Origin of the sequence: Hydrogenophaga intermedia (assembly GCF_000723405.1) — a bacterium.
GTDB classification, from domain to species: Bacteria; Pseudomonadota; Gammaproteobacteria; order Burkholderiales; family Burkholderiaceae_C; genus Hydrogenophaga; species Hydrogenophaga intermedia.
Window position 1 is genome coordinate 20,031 of the sequence record NZ_CCAE010000042.1, and the last position, 18,447, is coordinate 38,477.

15 protein-coding genes are annotated in these 18,447 nt (G+C 69.2%); 2 read left to right on the plus strand and 13 right to left on the minus strand.

Going from position 1 to position 18,447, the window contains the following annotated elements; translation table 11 throughout:
- Positions 1-105 precede the first annotated feature (105 nt).
- A complete protein-coding gene (locus BN948_RS19225) occupies positions 106-897 on the plus strand; it encodes an IclR family transcriptional regulator (protein ID WP_035623228.1) in 792 nt (263 codons plus the stop codon).
- Positions 898-945: 48 nt separating this feature from the next.
- Here BN948_RS19225 and BN948_RS19230 read toward each other — a convergent pair whose 3' ends face one another.
- From BN948_RS19230 to BN948_RS19280, 11 genes are all read right to left on the minus strand, one after another.
- Positions 946-2,385: an FAD-dependent oxidoreductase gene (locus BN948_RS19230; RefSeq protein ID WP_009514983.1), complete on the minus strand. Its 1,440-nt coding sequence runs from the start codon at positions 2,383-2,385 to the stop codon at positions 946-948.
- 7 nt (positions 2,386-2,392) lie between these two features.
- A complete protein-coding gene (locus BN948_RS19235) occupies positions 2,393-3,367 on the minus strand; it encodes a tripartite tricarboxylate transporter substrate binding protein (RefSeq protein WP_035623208.1) in 975 nt (324 codons plus the stop codon).
- A 36-nt stretch (positions 3,368-3,403) separates the two neighbouring features.
- Positions 3,404-4,378, minus strand: a complete 975-nt coding sequence (locus BN948_RS19240) for a Bug family tripartite tricarboxylate transporter substrate binding protein (protein WP_009514980.1) — start codon at positions 4,376-4,378, stop codon at positions 3,404-3,406.
- Complete coding sequence (locus BN948_RS19245; RefSeq protein ID WP_009514979.1) at positions 4,375-5,280, minus strand: sugar ABC transporter substrate-binding protein; 906 nt, start codon at positions 5,278-5,280, stop codon at positions 4,375-4,377. The genes BN948_RS19240 and BN948_RS19245 overlap by 4 nt, the downstream gene beginning before the upstream one ends.
- Before the next feature lie 91 nt (positions 5,281-5,371).
- On the minus strand, positions 5,372-6,094 hold the full coding sequence (locus BN948_RS19250) for an SDR family NAD(P)-dependent oxidoreductase (RefSeq protein ID WP_009514978.1): 723 nt from the start codon (positions 6,092-6,094) through the stop codon (positions 5,372-5,374).
- A 28-nt stretch (positions 6,095-6,122) separates the two neighbouring features.
- Positions 6,123-7,901 (minus strand): thiamine pyrophosphate-binding protein, encoded by a 1,779-nt coding sequence (locus BN948_RS19255; RefSeq protein WP_009514977.1) that lies wholly within the window; start codon positions 7,899-7,901, stop codon positions 6,123-6,125.
- Between the two features lie 13 nt (positions 7,902-7,914).
- Positions 7,915-9,375, minus strand: a complete 1,461-nt coding sequence (locus BN948_RS19260; RefSeq protein WP_009514976.1) for an aldehyde dehydrogenase family protein — start codon at positions 9,373-9,375, stop codon at positions 7,915-7,917.
- Positions 9,375-9,767, minus strand: coding sequence for a cupin domain-containing protein (locus tag BN948_RS19265; protein ID WP_009514975.1), 393 nt, complete (start codon positions 9,765-9,767; stop codon positions 9,375-9,377). The genes BN948_RS19260 and BN948_RS19265 overlap by 1 nt, the downstream gene beginning before the upstream one ends.
- Before the next feature lie 52 nt (positions 9,768-9,819).
- Entirely contained in the window at positions 9,820-12,354 is a 2,535-nt protein-coding gene (locus tag BN948_RS19270; protein ID WP_009514974.1) for a branched-chain amino acid ABC transporter ATP-binding protein/permease, read from the minus strand.
- Positions 12,355-12,364: 10 nt separating this feature from the next.
- On the minus strand, positions 12,365-13,240 hold the full coding sequence (locus BN948_RS19275) for a branched-chain amino acid ABC transporter permease (RefSeq protein ID WP_009514973.1): 876 nt from the start codon (positions 13,238-13,240) through the stop codon (positions 12,365-12,367).
- A 7-nt stretch (positions 13,241-13,247) separates the two neighbouring features.
- Positions 13,248-14,498: an ABC transporter substrate-binding protein gene (locus BN948_RS19280; protein ID WP_009514972.1), complete on the minus strand. Its 1,251-nt coding sequence runs from the start codon at positions 14,496-14,498 to the stop codon at positions 13,248-13,250.
- Positions 14,499-14,658: 160 nt separating this feature from the next.
- Here BN948_RS19280 and BN948_RS19285 point away from each other — a divergent pair, with 160 nt between their 5' ends.
- Positions 14,659-15,594, plus strand: a complete 936-nt coding sequence (locus BN948_RS19285) for a LysR substrate-binding domain-containing protein (RefSeq protein WP_009514971.1) — start codon at positions 14,659-14,661, stop codon at positions 15,592-15,594.
- 72 nt (positions 15,595-15,666) lie between these two features.
- On the opposite strand, the gene BN948_RS19290 is transcribed toward BN948_RS19285, so the two are convergent.
- The gene (locus BN948_RS19290) at positions 15,667-17,514 is read right to left on the minus strand and encodes an autotransporter domain-containing protein (RefSeq protein WP_009514970.1); all 1,848 of its coding nucleotides are present in this window, start codon (positions 17,512-17,514) and stop codon (positions 15,667-15,669) included.
- Positions 17,515-17,571: 57 nt separating this feature from the next.
- A complete protein-coding gene (locus BN948_RS25805) occupies positions 17,572-18,123 on the minus strand; it encodes a hypothetical protein (protein ID WP_009514969.1) in 552 nt (183 codons plus the stop codon).
- Positions 18,124-18,447 lie beyond the last annotated feature (324 nt).

Below are 18,447 nucleotides of genomic sequence, written 5' to 3' on the forward strand. Positions count from 1 at the left end.
TCTGCGAGATGGAACCCGTGAACAGCGGGTTTAGGGGAAAACACATTCCGGTTGTTCCACGATACGGACACAATGCCTTCGCTGCAGCCCCAGAACTCCGACACCATGCCCCGCACCGCCACACCCCCACCCGCCGACGGCACGCAAGCCGTGCACCGCGCGGCCAGCATCCTGCGCGCCATCGCCCAGGCCGGTGCCGAAGGCGATTCGCTCGCGGGCATCGCGCAGCGCCTGGCGCTTCCGCGCTCCACGGTGCACCGCATCCTGGGCTGCCTGCTCGACGAGCGCCTGGTGGAGCGCGCCGACGGCCGCCACTACCGCATGGGCCCGCTGATCCACGAGTTCGGCTTGACGCCGGCCGCGAGCTCGCAGGACGTGCGGCGCTGGCGGCACGTGGTGGAGGCGGTGGCGGCGCGCACGGGCGTCACGTCCTACCTGATGCGGCGCAGCGGCACCGAGGCCGTGTGCCTGCTCAAGGTCGACGGCAGCTCGGTGGTGCGCTTTGTGCCTGTGGACGTGGGGCAGCGCCGGCTGCTGGGCGTGGGCGCGGGCGCCACCGCGCTGCTGGCCGCGCTGGAGCCGGCGCGCGCCGAGGACATGATCCGCGCGGTGGCGCCAGGGCTGGAGCGCTATCCCCGGCTCAACGCCGAGGCACTGCGCGCGGCGGTGGCGCTCGCGCGGCGCGGTGGCTTCGCCATCAGCCAGGGCACCGTGGTGCACGACGGCTTCGGCATGGGCCGTGCCCTGCCCTCGGCCGAAGGCACGCCGCACCTGGCGCTCAGCATCGCGGCGCACGCGACGATGGTGACGGAGTCGCGCATCGCGGCGTGGAAGAAGGTGATGGTGGAGGAGGTGCAGGCACTGGGGGGCGGCCGCGGCGCGGATGGCGGGCGTTGACAGGCCGTGAGCCGCTGAAATCCGAATCGGCGACTAGGATTTCCCGGTTCACTTCCCGCCGTCTGCCGCTTCGGCCCCCGCCCGCCGCCCCGACACGAAGGCCCACGCCAGGTGGTGCCCGTGGCCCTTGAGCAGCAGCCCGCCTTGCCCGGTGGCGCCAGCGGCGTACAGGCCTTCGATGGGTCGATCGTCGGCGCCCAGCACGCGGTGGCGCGTATCCACCATCACGCCGCCTTCGCTGTGCACGAACACCGGGCGCACCGGGCCCAGCGCCACGTACGGGCCTTCGCCCAGCGAGCGAGCGGCCACCGACTGCGTGAGCGCTCGCGCGTCCATCCTCAGACGCGCTGCCAGCGCCGGCACATCGGGCGCCTCGGTGAACACGTCGGGCCGATTGCGGCGGTAGTCGTCGATGTAGGCGTAGGCGATGCCGGGCGCGGTGGAGATGAAGTTTGGCCAGGCGTTGAAGCGTTGCGCGAGCGCGCGGTCCAGCACGATGTAGCCCTGCTTGTCCGGCTGGTCGGCCAGGCGCCAGGCCGATCGGTCCAACTCGTCGCCGAAGCGCTCGCCGCGTTGGTTCACCAACGCGGCGCCGGCCTCGAACAGCGCCATCGATGGCGCCAGCGCGGTGGTGAGAAACTTCATCATCAGCGGGCGCAACAGGGCCGCCGGCAGGTGGTCCAGCGACCAACCCATGAGGCTGGCCAGCCAGCGCCAGGGCGGCAGGCGGCGCACGAAGGTTTCGGTGGCGGGCGCGATGAAGCGGATCTCGGGCCCGAGCGCGAGCTCGCCGTTGACGATGCGCGCGCCCAGCGATTCGGCCAGGCGCTGGCCGTCGCCGGTGGCCGTGGGGTTCACGCCCTCCACGCGCGATTCCTGCTCGCCCATGAAGCGGCGCTTGAACTCGGGGCTGTTGGTGAAGTCGCCCGCGGCCAGCACCACGCCGCCGCGCGCCTCGAAGCCCAGGCGGCCGTTGGGCCCTTGCGCTTCGACGCCCACGACGCGCTCTCCTTTTCGCAGCAACGAGTCAACGCGCGCATCGGTGCGGATCTCCACGCCCACGCGTCGCGCGCGGCGCTCCAGGTGGTAGATGAACGAACGCGAATTGGGCAGCACGTTGTGCATGCGCGGCTGGCGGTGCGGTGGCTCGGGCATGGGGCCCATGAAGCGCACACCCGAGTCCAGCAGCCACTGGAAGGTGTCGGGGATGTGGTCGCACAGCACGCGGCGCAGCTCGGCGTTGTCGCGCGCATCGAGATCACCCGCGAAGCCCGGCATGTCGGCCCAGTGGTCGGCCGGGCTGTCCACGATGCCACGGCGCCGCTGGTGCGGCGTGCCGGTGGACGTGACCGAGCCGATCGACCAGGCAGTGGAGCCACCCAACTTGGGATTCTTCTCCAGCAGCAACACGCTCGCCCCGCGCTCGCGCGCCTCGATGGCGGCGGCCAGCGCGGCGCCGCCGCCGCCCACCACGATCACGTCGTGCATCGGAACCTCAATCGAGTTTTATGTTGGCGGCTTCGATCACCGCGCTCCACTTCTTGGTCTCGTCCTGGTTGCGCTTGGCCGCTTCGGCCGGCGTGCCGCCCAGCACCACCACGCCCAGGCTGTCCCAGCGCTTCACCAGGTCGGCGTCTTTCAGGACCGCGTTGATCTCGGTGTTGAGCTTGCTCACGATGGCCGCCGGCACACCCCTGGGCGCGGAGATGGTGTACCAGGGCACCGAGGCGTAACCGGGCAAGCCGGCCTCGGCCACCGTGGGCACATCGGGCAGGCTGGGGTTGCGCTTGGTGCTGGTCACGGCCAGCGCACGCACCTTGCCCGACGGCAGATGCTGGTGCGCGGTGCCCAGGCTGTCGAACATGAAGTCGATGCGGCCACCGAGCAGGTCCGTCATGGCGGGCGCGCCGCCCCGGTAGGGCACGTGCACCACCTCGGTCTTGCTCATGTAGCGGAACAGCTCGGCCGCCATGTGCATGGCCGAGCCGTTGCCGGCCGAGCCATAGCTCAGCTTGCCGGGCTGGGCCTTCATCAGCGCCAGCAGTTCGCTCACCGACTTCGCGGCCAGGTCCTGGCGCACCAGCAGCACGCTGGGGCTTTCGGCCACCAGGATCACGGGCTGCAGTTCGGTGTTCGGGTCGTAGCGCAGGTTGGGGTAGAGCTTGGTCGCGCCGTTGTGGGCGATGGTGGCGAGCACCAGGGTGTAGCCGTCGGCCGCGCCCTTGGCCACCTGCTCGCCACCGGTGTGGCCGCCCGCGCCGGGCTTGTTCTCCACCACCACGCTCTGGCCGATGCGTGGTGCGAGCTTGTCGGCCACGCCGCGCGCCAGCAGGTCGGCCGGGCCGCCGGCCGCGTAGGGCACGACGAGGCGGATGGGCTTGCTTGGGTACGCGTCCTGCGCCGTGGCGGCCAGGGCGGCGGTGGTCATGGCAAGGCCCAACAGGGCCGCGCGAACGGTCTTCTTGATCATGTCTTGTCTCCGGTTGGTGTTCTGTGGCGCACCCGCTCAGTCGAGCTTGAGGTTGGCGGCCTCGATCACGCGCGTCCACTTGGTGGTTTCGCTCTGGATGAAGGCGCGCGCTTCGGCCGGCGTGTTGGGCGTGACGCCCATGCCCAGCGCGTTGTAGCGCTCGGCCACGTCGGGCGCGGCCAGCAGCTTCTGCACGTCGCGGTTGAGCTTTTCCACCAGCGGCGCGGGCGTGCCGGCGGGCGCGGCCAGCGTGAACCACGAGGTGCCGCTGAAGCCCGGCACGCCGGCGTCGGCGATGGTGGGCAGCTCGGGGAAGCGCGGGTCGCGCTTCGGCCCGGTGACGGCCAGCGCGCGCAGGCGCCCGCCGCGCACGTGCGCCATGCCGGAGGACATGTTCTCGAACATCACGTCCACCTGGCCGCCGATGAGGTCGGCCAGCGCGGGCCCGCTGCCCTTGTAGGGCACGTGGTTCATGCGCTGGCCGATGGCGAGCTGGAACAGCTCGGTGATCATGTGGATCGACGAGCCCGGACCGGCCGAGGCGTAGTTGATGCCACCGGGTTTTGCCTTGGCCTCGGCCAGGAAGTCGGCGAAGGTCTTGAAGCGCGAGTTGGCCGGCACCACCACGATGTTGGAGGCCTCGCCGATGATCATGATCGGCTGCAGCTCCTTCGCCGGGTCGTAGTTGAGTTTGCTGTAGCTGGCGTACGCGGCGTGGATGCCGATGGTGCCGACCATGAGCGTGTAGCCGTCGGCCGGCGAACGCGCCACGTGCATCGCGCCCAGGTGGCCGCTGGCGCCGGGCTTGTTCTCCACGATCACGGTCTGGCCGTAGAGCGTTTGCAAGCGCTCGGCGATGAGGCGCGCGAGGATGTCGACCGCGCCACCGGGCGCCAGCGGCGCGACGATGCGCACGGTCTTGTTCGGGTAGTCCTGCGCCATGCCGATGCCCGGCAGCGCGGCCGCGATCAGGCCGGCGCCGGTGGCCTTGAGGAAGCTGCGTTTCTTCATGTCTGTTGTCTCCTGAGTTCGTCCAGCGTTATGACGGGTCGCTGCTCGTAGGGCAGGTCCCAGTGGCGGTGGTTGTGGCGGTCCACGATCTGCACCGGCAGTTCGATGCGTGGGGGAATGGCTTCGCCGCGCAGGTGGCGCACGGCGCATTCGGTGGCCAGGTAGGCCATCTGCATGGCATTGAAGTCGGCCGTGGCCAGCATGCGGCCGGCACCGATGGCCTCGATGGCTTGCGGAATGGCGTTCACGCCCACCACCGCGGCGCGCTGCCCTGCGCCGGCCAGCGCGTCGAGCACGCCGATGGCCATGATGTCGTTGGCGACCAGGCAGGCGTCGGGCGTTTCGTGCGCGGCGAGCCAGCGCGTGGTTCGTTCGCGCGCCACGTCGCGCGCATAGTCGCCGGCGATCTGGTCGGCCCAGCGGATGCCCGGGTAGTTTTCGCTCGCCGCGCGAAAGCCGCGCAGGCGCTCGAGGCTGGTGTACGACTGTTCGGGCCCGGTGACCACGAGCACGCGGCCCTGGCCGCCCAGGTGATCGAACAGGTAGGTGGCAATGGCCCGCGCGAGCGCGGCGTCGTCCGAACTCACGTAGCCTGCCATGGGCGCGGCGTCGATGGGATTGACGAAGCCGATCATGGGAATGCCGGCGGCGGCGATGCGGCGGATCGCGGGGTCGACCTTCGTCGCGTGAACGGGTGAGAGCACGAAGGCGTCGGGCCTCTGATCCAACGCCAGCGCGTCGTCGATCAACGCGATCTGTTGGTCCGGATCGTCCGGCGTCTGCGGCACGAAGTGCAGCACCTCGGCGCCGCCCAGCGCGCGTGCGGCCCGCTCGGCCCCCAGACGCGCAGCGCCGTAGGCCGGGTTCGTCAGGTTCTTGGTGAAGACGGCGAGACGCATCATGTTTCGCCGCCGGGCCGCCCCAAGGCGAAACGCGCCCCCTTGGGGGGCAGAGAGCGACACGCAGTGCGCGAACGTGGGGGCGCCATGTTCTTCACACCATGCCGCCGTTGGGCTGGATGATCTGCCCATGCACCCACGACGCCTTGTCGGACGCGAGAAAGGCCACGACCTCGGCCACCTCGTCGGGCTGACCCACGCGGTTGAAGGGGCTCATGCCGGCCGAGCGCGTGATCGCCGCTTCGTCCTTGCCGGCGCGGAACAGGTCGGTGTCCACCGGGCCTGGTGCCACGCCGTTGACGCGGATGCCGCGGGGCGCGAGCTCCTTCGACATGGAGCGCAGCAGGCTTTCAACACCGGCCTTGGTGGCCGTGTAGGCACCGCCGCCGGGCACGGCCACACGCACCATGGAGGTGGTCAGGCCGATGATGTTGCCGCCATCGGCCACGTGCTTTGCCGCGGCGCTCAGCACATTGAAGGCACCGACCAGGTTCACCTCCACCACCTTGCGGAAGTTCTCGGGGTCGTACGACGCGATGGGGCCGGGCGGAACGTTGATGCCCGCGTTGGCCACCACGCAGTGCGGCGCGGCGCCGAAGTCCTTCGCCACGTCGGCGAACACCTGGGCTACTTGCGCGGGCTCACGGATGTCGACGGCGTAGCCCTTGGTGGTGGCGCCGCCGATCTTGGCCGGCACGTTGGGTGCGCTGCTCACGTAGGTGTAGGCCACGTCGTAGCCGCTCTCGGCCAGCTTCTTCACGGTGGCCGCACCGATGCCGCGCGTGCCGCCGAACACCAGGGCGATCTTCTTGCTCATGGGGAATCCTTTTCGATGGAGAAACGGTTCAGGCCTTGAAGGGCTTGCCGTACACGGGTTCTTTGAACGGAATGGGCGGCAACTGCCAGGTGCCGGTGGACGGCGGACGCACGTCGGCGTCCACGTGCACGTCGATCACGCAGGGGCGTTTGTTCTTCAGCGCCTGCTGCACGGTGGCGCCCAGGTCTTGCGGGCGCGTCACGGTGTAGCCGTCGGCGCCGGCGGCGCGGGCCCAGGCCGCGAAGTCGGGGTTGTAACGTTCGCCGCTCTGGCCCTTGTAGAAGGCGGTGCCGATCTCGCGGCCGTCGAACAGGCCGTACTGCAGGTCGCGGATGGCGCCCCAGGCGAAGTTGTTCCAGATGATCCAGACGACGGGCAGGTTCAGCTCCACCGCCGTGCACAGCACGTAGGGCGCCATGGTGAAACCGCCGTCGCCCACCACGGCCACGCAGGGCCGCTCGGGCGCGGCGAGCTGCGCACCCATCACGCCGCAGACGCCGAAGCCCATGCTGGAGTAACCCCAGCTGTTGAGCATGCTCTGCGGGCGCCTGGCCTGCCAGAACTGCATGAACCAGTTGTGGTGTACGCCGGAGTCGAGCGCGAGGATCACGTCATCCGGCAACACCTGCTGCAGCGTGCCCACCACGAACTCGGGGCGCAGCGGATTCGTGGAATCGCCGAAGTGCGGGCGCACGAAGGCCTCCCACTGCGCCTGCCAGCCCTGCACCTGCGCAAGCCAGGGCGAGTAGCGTTCGGCCGATATTTGCGCACGCTGCGGCAGGGCGTTGATCAACTGGCGCGTGAACACCTTGACGTCGGCGATCACGCCGAGGTCGGGCGCGTAGTTGCGGCCCAGTTCCTGCGGGTCGATGTCGACGTGAACGAGCTTCGTGGTCGGGAAGTTCCACGAGTAGCCATCGTGCCAACTGGACGAGCTGCGGTCGTCGAAGCGCGTGCCCAGGGTGATGACGAGGTCGGCGCGGCGACCCGCCTCATTGGCCGGGTAGGCACCGTTGCGGCCGATGAAGCCCAGGGCCAGCGGGTGGTCACCGCGGATGCAGCCCATGCCGTTGGGCGAGGTGATGACGGGAATGCCCAGGCGCTCGGCGAGTTCGGTGATCTCCTCGCCCGCTTCGGACAGGGTGGCGCCATGACCGATGAAGAGCACCGGCTGGCGCGCGGCGGCCAGCAGGGCCAGGGCCTCGGCCACGTCGGCCTCGCTGGCGCCGGGGCGGTGCGCGCGGTGCAGGTTCGAGGCCGGTGGCAATTCAACGTCCGCCTCCTCCTGGTACACGTTGTAGGGAATGTCCAGGTTCACCGGCCCGGGGCGGCCGGTGACCATGGTGTCCATGGCCTGGCGCAGGGCCAGCGGCAGCATGTCCACGCGGCTGGGCTGGAAGGCGCGCTTGACCACCGGGCGCATCACCTGCGCGAAGTCGGCCTGGTTGTGCTTGTACAGCTCCTGGAAGGGCGCGCGGTTGTGCTGCGAGGTCGGCACGTTGGACGTGATGCACAGGAAGGCCGACGAATCCGACAGCGCGGTGGCGCAGGACATCACCATGTTGGCCGAGCCCGGGCCGGTGGAGGTGAGCGTGGCCACCGGCTTGTGCTTCACGCGGAAGTAGGCGTCGGCCATGTGGCCAGCGCACTGCTCGTGGCGCGGGGAAACCAACTGGATCTTGTCGCGCACGTCGTAGAGGGCATCGAGGATGCCGACATTGCCGTGGCCGCAGATGCCGAACACGTACGGCACCTTCTCCTGGACGAGGTACTCGGCGATCAGCTCGCCACCTTTCATCTTGGGCATGTTCGCTATCCGTTCAATTCATCGTGAAAGTGACGACCCGTTCCTCGGTCATCTCGTGCACCGCGTAGCGCGGGCCCTCGCGGCCGAAGCCGCTGTCCTTGGAGCCACCATAGGGCATCAGGTCCACGCGCGAGCTGGACGTCTCGTTCACGTGCACGCCGCCCACCTCCAACTGGTGCGCGGCGGCGAAGGCCTCGTCGAGCTGGTGGGTGAAGATGCCCGTGGCCAGGCCGAAGGGCGTGGCGTTGACGCGGGCGATGGCCTGCTCCAGCGTCTTGAACGGCAGGATGCAGACCACCGGGCCGAAGATCTCGCTGCAGCTCACGCGCATGTCGTCGCGCAGGTTCGTCAGCAGCGTGGGCGGCACCACCGCGCCCTGGCGCGGGCCGCCGGCCAGGCGCTTCGCGCCTGCAGCCACGGCCTGCTCGATCCAGGCCTCGATGCGGATGGCCGCGTCCTCGCTGATCACGGGGCCGACGAAGGTCTTGCCGTCGTTCGGGTCCCCATAAGGCAAGGCCTGCACCATGGTCGCCAGGCGGTTTTCAACCTCGGCCTGAAGCGATTCGTGCACCAGCAGCAACTGCACCGAGGTGCATACCTGCCCCGCCTTGCGAAAGCCCGCGTTCACGATCTTGGGCAGGGCCGCGTCCAGGCGCGCGTCCTCGCAGAGGATGGTGCAGGCGATGGAGCCCAGCTCCATCTGCGTGCGGCGCAGGCCGGCGGCCTGCTGGATCAGGCGGCCCACCTCGGTGCTGCCGGTGAAGGCGAAGAAGCGCACGCGTTCATCGGCCTGAAGCCAGCGCACCACCTCGCCGCTGCCGTGCAGCACGTTGAGGAAGCCCTGGGGCATGCCGGCCTCCAGCAGCACTTCGGCCAGCAGGCAGGCCGTCAGCGGCGTGTGCGTGGAGGGCTTGAGGATCACCGCGTTGCCCGCCGCGAAGGCCGGCGCCACCTTGTGCGTCACGGTGTTCAAGGGCGAGTTGAAGGGCGTGATGGCCGCCACCACGCCCAGCGGCACGCGGAGGGTGAAGCCGATGCGGCCCGCCGCGCCGGGTGCGCCGCCCAGCGGAATCACGTCGCCCGCGAGGCGGCGCGCCTCGTCGGCCGAGAGCTTGAGCGTCTGCAGGCAGCGGCGCACCTCGCCGGCCGCGTCGCTCTGCGTGAAGCCGGCTTCGCGCTGCATGGCGCGCACGAACTGATCGCTGCGCGCTTCCAGCAAGGCAGCGGCGCGCTCCAGCACCACACCGCGTTCGTAGGCCGCCGGCACGCCGCGGCGAAAAGCCGCGTGCGCCACGTCCACCGCGCGACGCACCTGCGCCTCGTCGGCCTGCGTGAGCTCGGCGAAATCCTTCAGCGTGTACTTGTCGCGCACGCCGATGCGCGGGCCGTGCCCGTCCACCCATTCGCCGTCGATGAGCTGGCGCAGCACATCGTGCCGCGCCGGGTCCACCATGGCCGATGCCTGACGGTCCATCACAGGGTCTCCTCGTCGTCGGACGCGGGCGTGGTGATCACCAGGAAGACCAGGCCTGCCGTGCCGGTGTTGTGAAAGCTGTGGCGAATGCCCGGGGGCACGTAGACGAAATCGTGCGGGCGCATCAGGTGGCGCGCCTCGTCGAGCGTGAGAACGCCTTCGCCTTCGAGCACGTAGTAGACCTGCTCCTGCACCTTGTGCACGTGCTCCTGCACGTAGGCCATGGGCGCGTAGCGCGAGATGCGGAAATCCAGTCGGCGGCTGCCGGTGGTGTCGGGGCCGGCCAGTTCCTTGGAAAGCGCGCCGCCGAAGTGGCCCGGGTACTCTTTCCAGAGCAGGTTCGCCATCTTTTCCACCAGCGCTTGGCCGGGGGGGCGGGGGGTGTCACTCATGTGCGTTCCTGTGGGGTGTCGTGTGTGTGTGGGAGGAATGCGGTCCACGGGCTCAGAGCCAGAGGATCTTCTTGCGGTAGTCGAGGTCGGTGAGCAGTGGCTCGGCCGGGCCCTCGTGGAACACGGCGCCGCGCTCCAGCGCGTAGGCGCGGTCGGCCAGGGCCAGCACCAGGTCCAGGTTGTGCTCGACGATGACGATGGCCACGTGCTGGCGCAAGCGGTCGAACACGGTGAACAGCTCCTGCACCACGGTGGGCGCCAGACCCTCGAAGGGCTCGTCGAGCAGCAGCAGGCGCACGTTGCCCGACAGCGCGCGCGCCACGGCCACCATCTGCTGCTCGCCGCCCGAGAGGTAGTCGGCCGCGATGTGCATGCGCTCCTTGATGCGCGGGAAGAATTCGAAGATCTTTTCTTCGTCCCACACCACGCCGGTGCTGCCATCGGTGGGGCGCGCCAGGCGGCCCAGCGAGAGGTTCTCGGCCACCGTCATGCCCGCGAACAGGCCACGGCCCTGCGGCACGTAGCCGATGCCGAGCCGCGCGATGTCGGGCGCACCCAGGCCGGCGATGTCGCGGCCGTTGAAGACCACGCGGCCGCTGGCCGGCGGCACCAGGCCCACCAGGCTCTTGAGCAGCGTGGACTTGCCCGCGCCGTTGCGGCCCAGCAGCGCCACGATCTCGCCCTCGCGCACCTGCAGACTGGCGCTGTTGAGGATGTGGCTCTTGCCGTAAAACGCGTTGACGCCGTCGAAGTCCAGCACCAGCGGCCGATCGCCCGTGGCCACGCCGCTGCGGCCCGTGACGGGCGGCGTGCCCGTGCCGGTGTAGATCTCCTGCACACGCTGGTCGGCGCGCACCTCGTCGGGTGTGCCGCTCATCAGCACCTCGCCCTGGTTCATCACCGTCACGCGGTGCGACAGCTCCAGCACGCGGTCGATGTCGTGCTCCACGATCAGCACCGGGATGTTGCTGGCGATGGTTTTCACCAGGCGCGACACGCGCTCGCGCTCGGCCGCGGCCAGGCCCGCCAGCGGTTCGTCCATCAGCAGCACCTGCGGCTTGCTGCCGAGCGCGATGCCCAGGTCCACCAGACGCTGGCCGCCGTAGGAGAGATCGGCGCCGCCCACCTGCTCCATGCCTTCGAGGCCCAGGAACTTCATGAGCTCGGCGGTCTCGGCCTGAACCGAGGGAAAGCTGTCCACGTCGCGCCAGAAGTTGAAGCGCGCCGGGTGCCGTGCCTGCACCGACAGGCGCAGGTTCTCCTGGATCGTGAGGCCCTTGAACAGGTTGGTGATCTGGAAGGAGCGCGCCAGGCCTTGCTGGCAGATGCGGTCGGGCGGCAGGTGGTGGATCACCTCGCCGTGCAGCTTCACCGTGCCCGTGCTGGGCGGGAACATGCCCGAGATGAGGTTGAAGGTGGTCGTCTTGCCCGCGCCGTTGGGGCCGATGAGCGCGTGGATCTGCCCGGCCTGCACGGCCAGGTTGGCACCCCGCACGGCCTGGATGCCGCCGAAGCGCATGCCCACGTCGCTGGCCTCCAGCACCGCGCCCTCGCGCCGCGCGGGGCGCAGGAAATCGGGCAGCGGCAGGCCTTCGTAGATCTTGCGCTTGCTCATGGCCGCGCCGTCGGTGGGCGGCGGGCGCAGGCGGCGCTGCACCTGGCCCCAGATGCCCGTGAGACCCGAAGGCGAGAAGATGATGAAGCCGACGAAGATCAGGCCGAAGTACAGCAGCCAGTTGTCGGTCCACATCGAGAACAGCTCGCGGAACAGCAGGAAGAACAGCGCGCCCAGGGCCGGGCCCAGGAAGCTGTGCATGCCGCCGATGACCACCATGGCCAGCAGCTCGCCCGAGAAGTGCACGGCCGTGGACTCGGCCGCCGCCAGGCGGTGCAGGAACACCAGCAACGCGCCCGCCAGGCCCGTGACCGTGGCCGACAGCACGAAGGCCAGCAGCCTGTAGCGGTTGACGTCGTAGCCCTGGAAGGTGGCGCGCTGCTGGTTCTCGCGGATGGCAACCAGCACGTGGCCGACCGGTGAGCGCACCACCCGGTGCAGCGCGCACACCACCGCGAAACCCACCAGCGCCGCGAACACGTAGTAGCTGAGGTGGCCGTTGAGGTCGATGGGGCCCAACGTCACGCGCTCGATGCCGCCGAGTCCGCCTTCACCACCCGTGAGGCTGGTCCAGCGGAAGGAGATGGCGAACGTCAATGCGCACAGCGCCAGCGTGAGCAGCGAGAAGTACACGCCACGCCGCCGCAGGATGAGGAAACCCACCACCAGCGACAGCGCGGCCGTGAACAGCACCGAGAACAGCAGGGGCAGCAGCATCTGGCCCTTGAACCAGTGCAGTTGCGCCAAGCCCGCCGCGTAGCCACCGATGCCGAACCAGGCCGCGTGGCCGAAGGACACCAGGCCGGTGTAGCCCACCAACAGGTTCAGGCCCATGGCCGCGATGGCCAGGATGACCACGACGGTGGCCGAGTCCAGCGTGAGGCCGATGGCCTGGAACAGCAGGGGCAGCAGCACCAGGCTGGCCGCGGCAATCCACAGCGGGCGGTGCCGCGATGACAGGAAAGCACTCATTCTTGTGGTCTCACTCGAAGCGCTCGATGCGCTCGCCCAGCAGGCCGCGCGGCCGGAACATCAGCACCAGGAACATCAGGATGTACATCGAGGCCTCGCTGGCCGCGGGCATGAAGTGCGTGGTGATGCCGCGCACCACGCCCACCAGCAAAGCCGCCGCCACAACGCCCCAGAAGCTGCCCAGGCCACCGATGACCACCACCACGAAGGCCACGGTCATCACCTCCATGCCCATGGCCGGGTGCACGATGGCAATGGGCCCGAACAGCACGCCCGCCAGCGCGGCCGTGGCCACGCCCAGCACCACGATGGCCGTCATGTAGGGCTGCAGCTTGATACCGAGCACGGCCACCATGTCGGGCTTCTGCACGCCCGCGCGCACCACGCGGCCGAAGGCCGTCTTGTGCAGCAGCAGCCAGATGCCCGTCATCACCACGATGACCACGCCGAGGATGAACAGGCGGTAGCGCGAGAACAGGAACTCACCCAGGACCACGTTGCCCTTGAATTCAGCGGGCATGTTGGACGCCAGCGGCGCCGATCCCCAGATCATGCGCAGCGCCTGTTCCGCCACCAGGGCCAGGCCGAAGGTGACGAGCAGACTGAGGATGGGATCGGCCGAGTAGAACCGGCGCAGCAGGAAGCGCTCGAAGGCGATGCCGATCAGGCCCACCAGCAGCGGCGTGATGACGATGCTGGGGCCGAAGCCGACGAAGCGGATCACCTCCAGCGACAGGTAGGCGCCCAGCGCGTAGAACGCGCCGTGCGACAGGTTGACGATGCCGCCCACGCTGAAGATCAGCGAAAGACCCAGCGCGAGCAGCAGGTAATAACCCCCGAGCACCAGGCCGTTGACGACCTGTTCGAGCAAGAAAACGATCTGCATCACCCGATCACATCTTGCAGGCGCTCTCCGACTTGGGCGGCGCGAGTTTCTCGAGGGGTTCGTTGGCGGCGGGCACGGCCTCGCCGAACTGCAGGAAGTCCTGCTTGTGCTTCGACTGCCCCTTGGGCTTCACCGTGAACGGATAGGCCTCCTGCATGAGCTGGTGGTCCCAGCTGCGGAAGTAGGCCTTGCGCGCCTTCAGGATGTCGAACTGCGCCTCCGACTCGAAGTAGGCGATCAGCTTGTCGGTGTCGGTCGACTTGGTTTCCTTCATCGCCTGCACCAACATCATGAGCGAGACGTACTCGATCCAGGCGTGGTTCTCGGGGATGCGGTTGTACTTCTTCGTGAAGCGCTCGACGAAGGCCTGCGAGCCCGGCGTCTTGAGCTCGTGGTGCCACACCGTGGGCCAGATGCCACCCAGGTTGCCTTCGCCCGCAGCCCAGGCGTCGGCGGTGTTGAGGTTGAAGCCGGCCACCGGGAACTGCAGGCCGAACTCGGCGTACTGCTTGACGAAATTGGTGACCTGGTTGCCGCCGAGGTTGGTGGCGATGAGGTCGGGCCGCGCCTGGCGGATCTTGATCAGCTGCGGGCTGAAGTCGGTCAGGTCGGTGGGCACCAGCTCGTCTCCGATCACGGTGCCGCCATTGGCCGTGAAGAAGCGCTTGGCCGCGCGCGACAGGTCGTGGCCGAACAGGTAGTCCGAGGTCAGCGCGTAGATCTTCTTTCCCTTCACAAGGCCCTCGCGCAGCAACGCCTCGCCGGCCGCGTTCACCATCACCGTGACGGGGATGTCGACGTGGAAGGTGTAGCGGTTGCAGTCCTTTCCGCGCAGCGCGTCGGAGCGCGCGCCGATGCTCATGAACAGGGTCTTGTTGCGCGCCGCCACCTGCGAGATGGTGAGCGCCGAGGCCGAGTTGATCTCGCCCATCAGCACCAGCACCTTGTCGCGCTCGATCATGCGTTGGGCCTTGCTCGACGCCGTCTGCGGGTTCACCGAGTCCTCGCTGATCAGATCGATCTTGCGGCCGTTCACGCCGCCGGCGGCGTTCACTTCTTCCACCGCCATCTTGATGCCCTGCGTGGCGTAGTCGCCCAGCGCGCCCAGGAAGCCGGTGAGCGGCGTGAGGTGGCCGATGCGGATGGGTTCGATGCCCTGCGCGAGCGCGGGCAGGCCGAGCGCCGAACCACCGGCCACCAATGCGCCGGCCTTGAGCAGCGTGCGCCGCTGCGTGCCCTTGTCCTGTGTCTGATCCACGGTGTTGTCTCCTCGTTGTAGGAATTCGCACTTTGGTGCGGCGTGGATATTAGGAAGAGCGGGTCACTCTGAAAAATACTGTTTTCCGAGACTGGATAGAAGAAAATCCTATAGCCCGAAAATCACCCCTTCCCCCGAGAGAGATGGAGACAAGCAGGACATGGACTTCCGCCAACTCAAGTACTTCGTGCAGATCGTGGAAAGCGGCAGCCTGGCCAAGGCCTCGCGCCAGCTCTTCATCGCGCAGCCCGCGCTGAGCCAGCAGATCGCCAAGCTGGAAGCGGAGGTGGGCAAGCCACTGCTGATCCGCACCGCCAAGGGCGTGACGCCCACCGAAAGCGGCACCGCCCTGCACCACCACGCGCGCTTCATGCTGCGCCAACTGGAACAGGCGCTCAGCATCGCGCGGCAGGACCCGGGCTCGGTGCACGGCATGGTGTCGGTGGGCCTGGCGGCCACCACGGTGTGCGCGGTGGGCGTGAGCTTCATGCGCCGCATCCGCGAGAAGTACCCGGGCATCGTGCTCAACGTGGTCGAGGGCATGAGCGGCCACCTGGCGCAGATGATGCGCATGGGCCAGCTCGACCTGGCCATTCTCTTCAGCCGCGACGCCGTGCCCGATCTGCCCAGCGAGCCGCTCGTGGAGGAGGAGCTGTTCGTGATGCTGCCGCAGGACAGCGAACTGGTGCCGCAAAGGCGCGTGAAGATCAGTTGCGCCGAGACGGCGGCGCTGCCGCTGATCTTGCCCACCAGCATCCACGGCTTGCGCCGGCGCATCACCACCGAGTTCGAGCAGCGCAGCCTCACCGCCCACGTGGTGGCAGAAATCGATTCGCTCTCATTGCTGATGACCTGCGTGCGCGACGGCCTGGGCGCCACCATCAAGCCCATGGCCGCCGCGCTGCTGGAAGGCCGCATGCGCGAGCGCTGGCGCACGCTGGCGTTTTCGGACGCCGACATGAAGCGGCCGAATTACCTGTATTCGGTGGACCCGATGCGGCTGTCACCCGCCGCCGCAGTGGTGCGGACGGAGTTGCGCGAGACGGTGAAGGACCTGGTGCGCGAGGGCCTGTGGCGGGGCGTGAACCTCATCTGACGCGGCGCACCGCCGACGGCGCGAAAACGCCGGGCGCGGTTGCGAATCGCCGCGCACCCGAGCAGGACGGCGTCACCAGAGCACCCGCACCCCCACCCCGCCGCTGATGCCGCTGTCCGTGCGCGCGTCCCCGCCCAGCTCCCAGAGCTGGCTCACCTCGCCGTACAGGCTGGTGCGCGGGCCGAGCTGCCAGCTCGTGCCCAGGCTCAGCTCGCCGCTGTTGCCACCGGTGCGGCTGCTGATGTCGGTGCCGCCCACGCCGCCGGCGAAGCGCGTCACGTCGGTGCTGTTGCTGCGCTTGTACAGGTTGAGGCCGGCGTAGGGGCGCAGGGCGCCCGGGCCGGCGTTGAACAGGCCCTTCACGCGCACGCCAGCGCGCACGATCCAGCTGCCATCGGTGTCCTGCTGCACCGTGGCGCCGCTCAGGCCGGTGTCGTCCAGGCTCAGGTGCTGGTAGGCCACCTGCATCGAAGGCTCGATCTGCCAGCGCGGCGAGAGCGCGAAGCCCTGGGCCGCTTCCAGCGAGGCCATCAGGCTGTCGCCCTTGCCCGCGCTGGACTCGCCCTCGGCGGGCGTGGCGGTGTAGCGGTGGCGGCCGAACTGCAGCACGGCGTCCAGGCTCAGGCTGTCGCGCTGCCAGGTGGCGTAGCCGCCCAGGTACTGGCTGCGCAGGTCGTTGCGGCCGGACGAGTAGTTCGCGGCGCCGCTTTGCTGGCCGCGCACGGCCATGTCGCCCTCGAGCTGGCCCAGGTAGAGGCCGGCGCGCCAACTGGCGTTGGTCCACAGGTCGGTGCCGGTCTGGAAGCCGCTCAGGCGCCCGTTGCTCGTGGGGCTCACGGTGCCCTGCTGGGCAATGTCGCGGTCCACGCTGAAGACGCGGCCCCAGGCCTGGCGCTCGCGGCCGTCCGCGTCGACGGTGGTGCGCGACTCGCCCATGCGCTGCTGGCGGTTGGCCAGCATGGCGGTGTCGAGCGCGCGGAACTGCTCGGGCACCACGGCGTACAGCGCCACCTCGTCGCGGTAGCCCTCGGAGCGCAGGTACCAGTTCTCGCCCGCACCGTTGGCGTCGGCCGCGTGCAGGCGGTATTGGTAGGCGCCGCCGCCCACCACGCCGTTGGCCAGACGGAACGCGTCCTTGGTGGTTTGCGCGGTGGTCGTGGCGCCGCCGGTGGCGGTGATCACCTCGATGCCATCGCCCGTGGTCTCCGCGCCCAGGGCATCGAAGTGGGTGATGCGCACCAGCGTATTGCCGCTGGCGCTGGCGCCCGCGCCATCGAGCACCAGGCGGCCACCGCCCAACTGCAGCGTGCCGCCATTGCCCACGTAGGCGCCCGTCATCGTGAGCGTGCCGCCCGCCAGCGCCACCGTGCCGGCGTTGTTCAGGGTGCTCAGGGTCTGGTTGAACGCGCCGACGTCCAGCGTGCCCGAGGCGCCGATGGTGTGGGCCGAGGCCGCGCTGAAGGCATTGGCCGCGCCCGCGCGCAGCGTGCCGCCCGTGATCTGGGTCGCGCCGCTGTAGGTGCTGGCGCCGGTGAGCGTGGTGGTGCCGCTGCCCACGTGGTTCACGCTGGTGCTGCCCGTGATGGCCGGCGCGAAGCCGTACGCCGCGGCGTTGTGGTTGAAGTTGAGCACCGCCGTGCCGGCGCCACCGTTGACGGCCGAGGCAAGCACCGCGCCCGGCGCCACCGCGGCCTGGCCCACTGCGCCACCGATGTTCAGGACGGCGGAGCCGCCGACGTTGGTGGCGAGGTTGATGGCGGAGGCACCGCCGTTGGCCGAAATGGTCGCTCCATCGGCCACCGTCAGCGCGGCTGAGCCGGACGCGCCCAGGCTGATGCTGGTGATGGTGGACGCCAGCAGGGAGCCCGCACCCGTCACCACGCCAGTGAAGCCACCGGGCATGGAACCGAGGTAGACCAAGGCCCGGGCCTCCAGTCTGGCGCCGTTGGACACTTCGAGCGTGCCGCGCTGGTGGACTTACAGCACCCCGGAGGTCAAGGCCGAGCCAGCGCCGGTGACCAGCACGTGAGCGACGCCGCCATCGGACAGCGTCGGCAATGCCCCACCGAAGCGCACCCCGGACGGGCCCGTTGATGCGAGTACCGCGCCATCCCGCACGGTGATGCGCGCGAGCCCGGCGTTGCCAACCAGCGAAGCGGCCCGTACCGTGGTGCCAGCGCCCTGCACGGTCAATGCCCCTGTGGTGCCCGCCACGTGACCCACCTGCAGATTGCCGAGGTTTCCGTAGCTCGCCCCGGCTTCCCATGTCAGCCCGGCCCCTGCGGCGGACCCCACGGCCGTGGTGTGGCCGTTGGGATTGACCGACACGTTCCCCCGAATCGGCGGCAGCGCCGTCGTCACCGTGAAGCCAGCGGTCAAGGTGATCGTGGAACTCGGGTCGGTGCTGGCGTTCGCCTGGTTGATCGCGGTGATCAGCTCGGCCTCGTTGGAGGCCGTGAACGTGGCCGCATGCGCCACGCCACTGGCGGCCAGCGCCGCCGCCCATACCGTCTTGTGACACCGGTTCATCCACTCGCTCCCTATGAAAACAATAGCATTAATGACAGGCGGAAAGCGCTCTGCCGCGTGGTGCGCGGCAGTGTAGGGAGCACGGAGCCTGCTGATCCGGACCGCGTGTGGTCAGCGGATCGATTGGCGGCGCAAGCGGCTTGGGCTTCTCATCAGGCGGACACCACGGCACACTGTTCCCATGAACACCTCAACGCCATGGCACCTGACGGCGGCCCTTGCACTGGCCCTGTCGCTCGCGGCCTGCGGGGACCGCGAGACCGCCGACACGACCGCACCAGCGCCGACCGCTTCACCCGCACCGCCCCCCGCGCCCACGACACC

Excerpts from the sequence above, each read along its gene's own strand:
- BN948_RS19230 (WP_009514983.1), bottom strand. The coding sequence starts at position 2,385 with ATGCACGACGTGATCGTGGTGGGCGGCGGCGGCGCCGCGCTGGCCGCC.
- BN948_RS25805 (WP_009514969.1), bottom strand. The coding sequence starts at position 18,123 with ATGAACCGGTGTCACAAGACGGTATGGGCGGCGGCGCTGGCCGCCAGT.
- BN948_RS19260 (WP_009514976.1), bottom strand. The coding sequence starts at position 9,375 with ATGGACCGTCAGGCATCGGCCATGGTGGACCCGGCGCGGCACGATGTG.
- BN948_RS19285 (WP_009514971.1), top strand. The coding sequence starts at position 14,659 with ATGGACTTCCGCCAACTCAAGTACTTCGTGCAGATCGTGGAAAGCGGC.
- BN948_RS19270 (WP_009514974.1), bottom strand. The coding sequence starts at position 12,354 with ATGAGTGCTTTCCTGTCATCGCGGCACCGCCCGCTGTGGATTGCCGCG.
- BN948_RS19235 (WP_035623208.1), bottom strand. The coding sequence starts at position 3,367 with ATGATCAAGAAGACCGTTCGCGCGGCCCTGTTGGGCCTTGCCATGACC.
- BN948_RS19225 (WP_035623228.1), top strand. The coding sequence starts at position 106 with ATGCCCCGCACCGCCACACCCCCACCCGCCGACGGCACGCAAGCCGTG.
- BN948_RS19275 (WP_009514973.1), bottom strand. The coding sequence starts at position 13,240 with ATGCAGATCGTTTTCTTGCTCGAACAGGTCGTCAACGGCCTGGTGCTC.
- BN948_RS19245 (WP_009514979.1), bottom strand. The coding sequence starts at position 5,280 with ATGATGCGTCTCGCCGTCTTCACCAAGAACCTGACGAACCCGGCCTAC.
- BN948_RS19265 (WP_009514975.1), bottom strand. The coding sequence starts at position 9,767 with ATGAGTGACACCCCCCGCCCCCCCGGCCAAGCGCTGGTGGAAAAGATG.
- BN948_RS19250 (WP_009514978.1), bottom strand. The coding sequence starts at position 6,094 with ATGAGCAAGAAGATCGCCCTGGTGTTCGGCGGCACGCGCGGCATCGGT.
- BN948_RS19255 (WP_009514977.1), bottom strand. The coding sequence starts at position 7,901 with ATGCCCAAGATGAAAGGTGGCGAGCTGATCGCCGAGTACCTCGTCCAG.
- BN948_RS19240 (WP_009514980.1), bottom strand. The coding sequence starts at position 4,378 with ATGAAGAAACGCAGCTTCCTCAAGGCCACCGGCGCCGGCCTGATCGCG.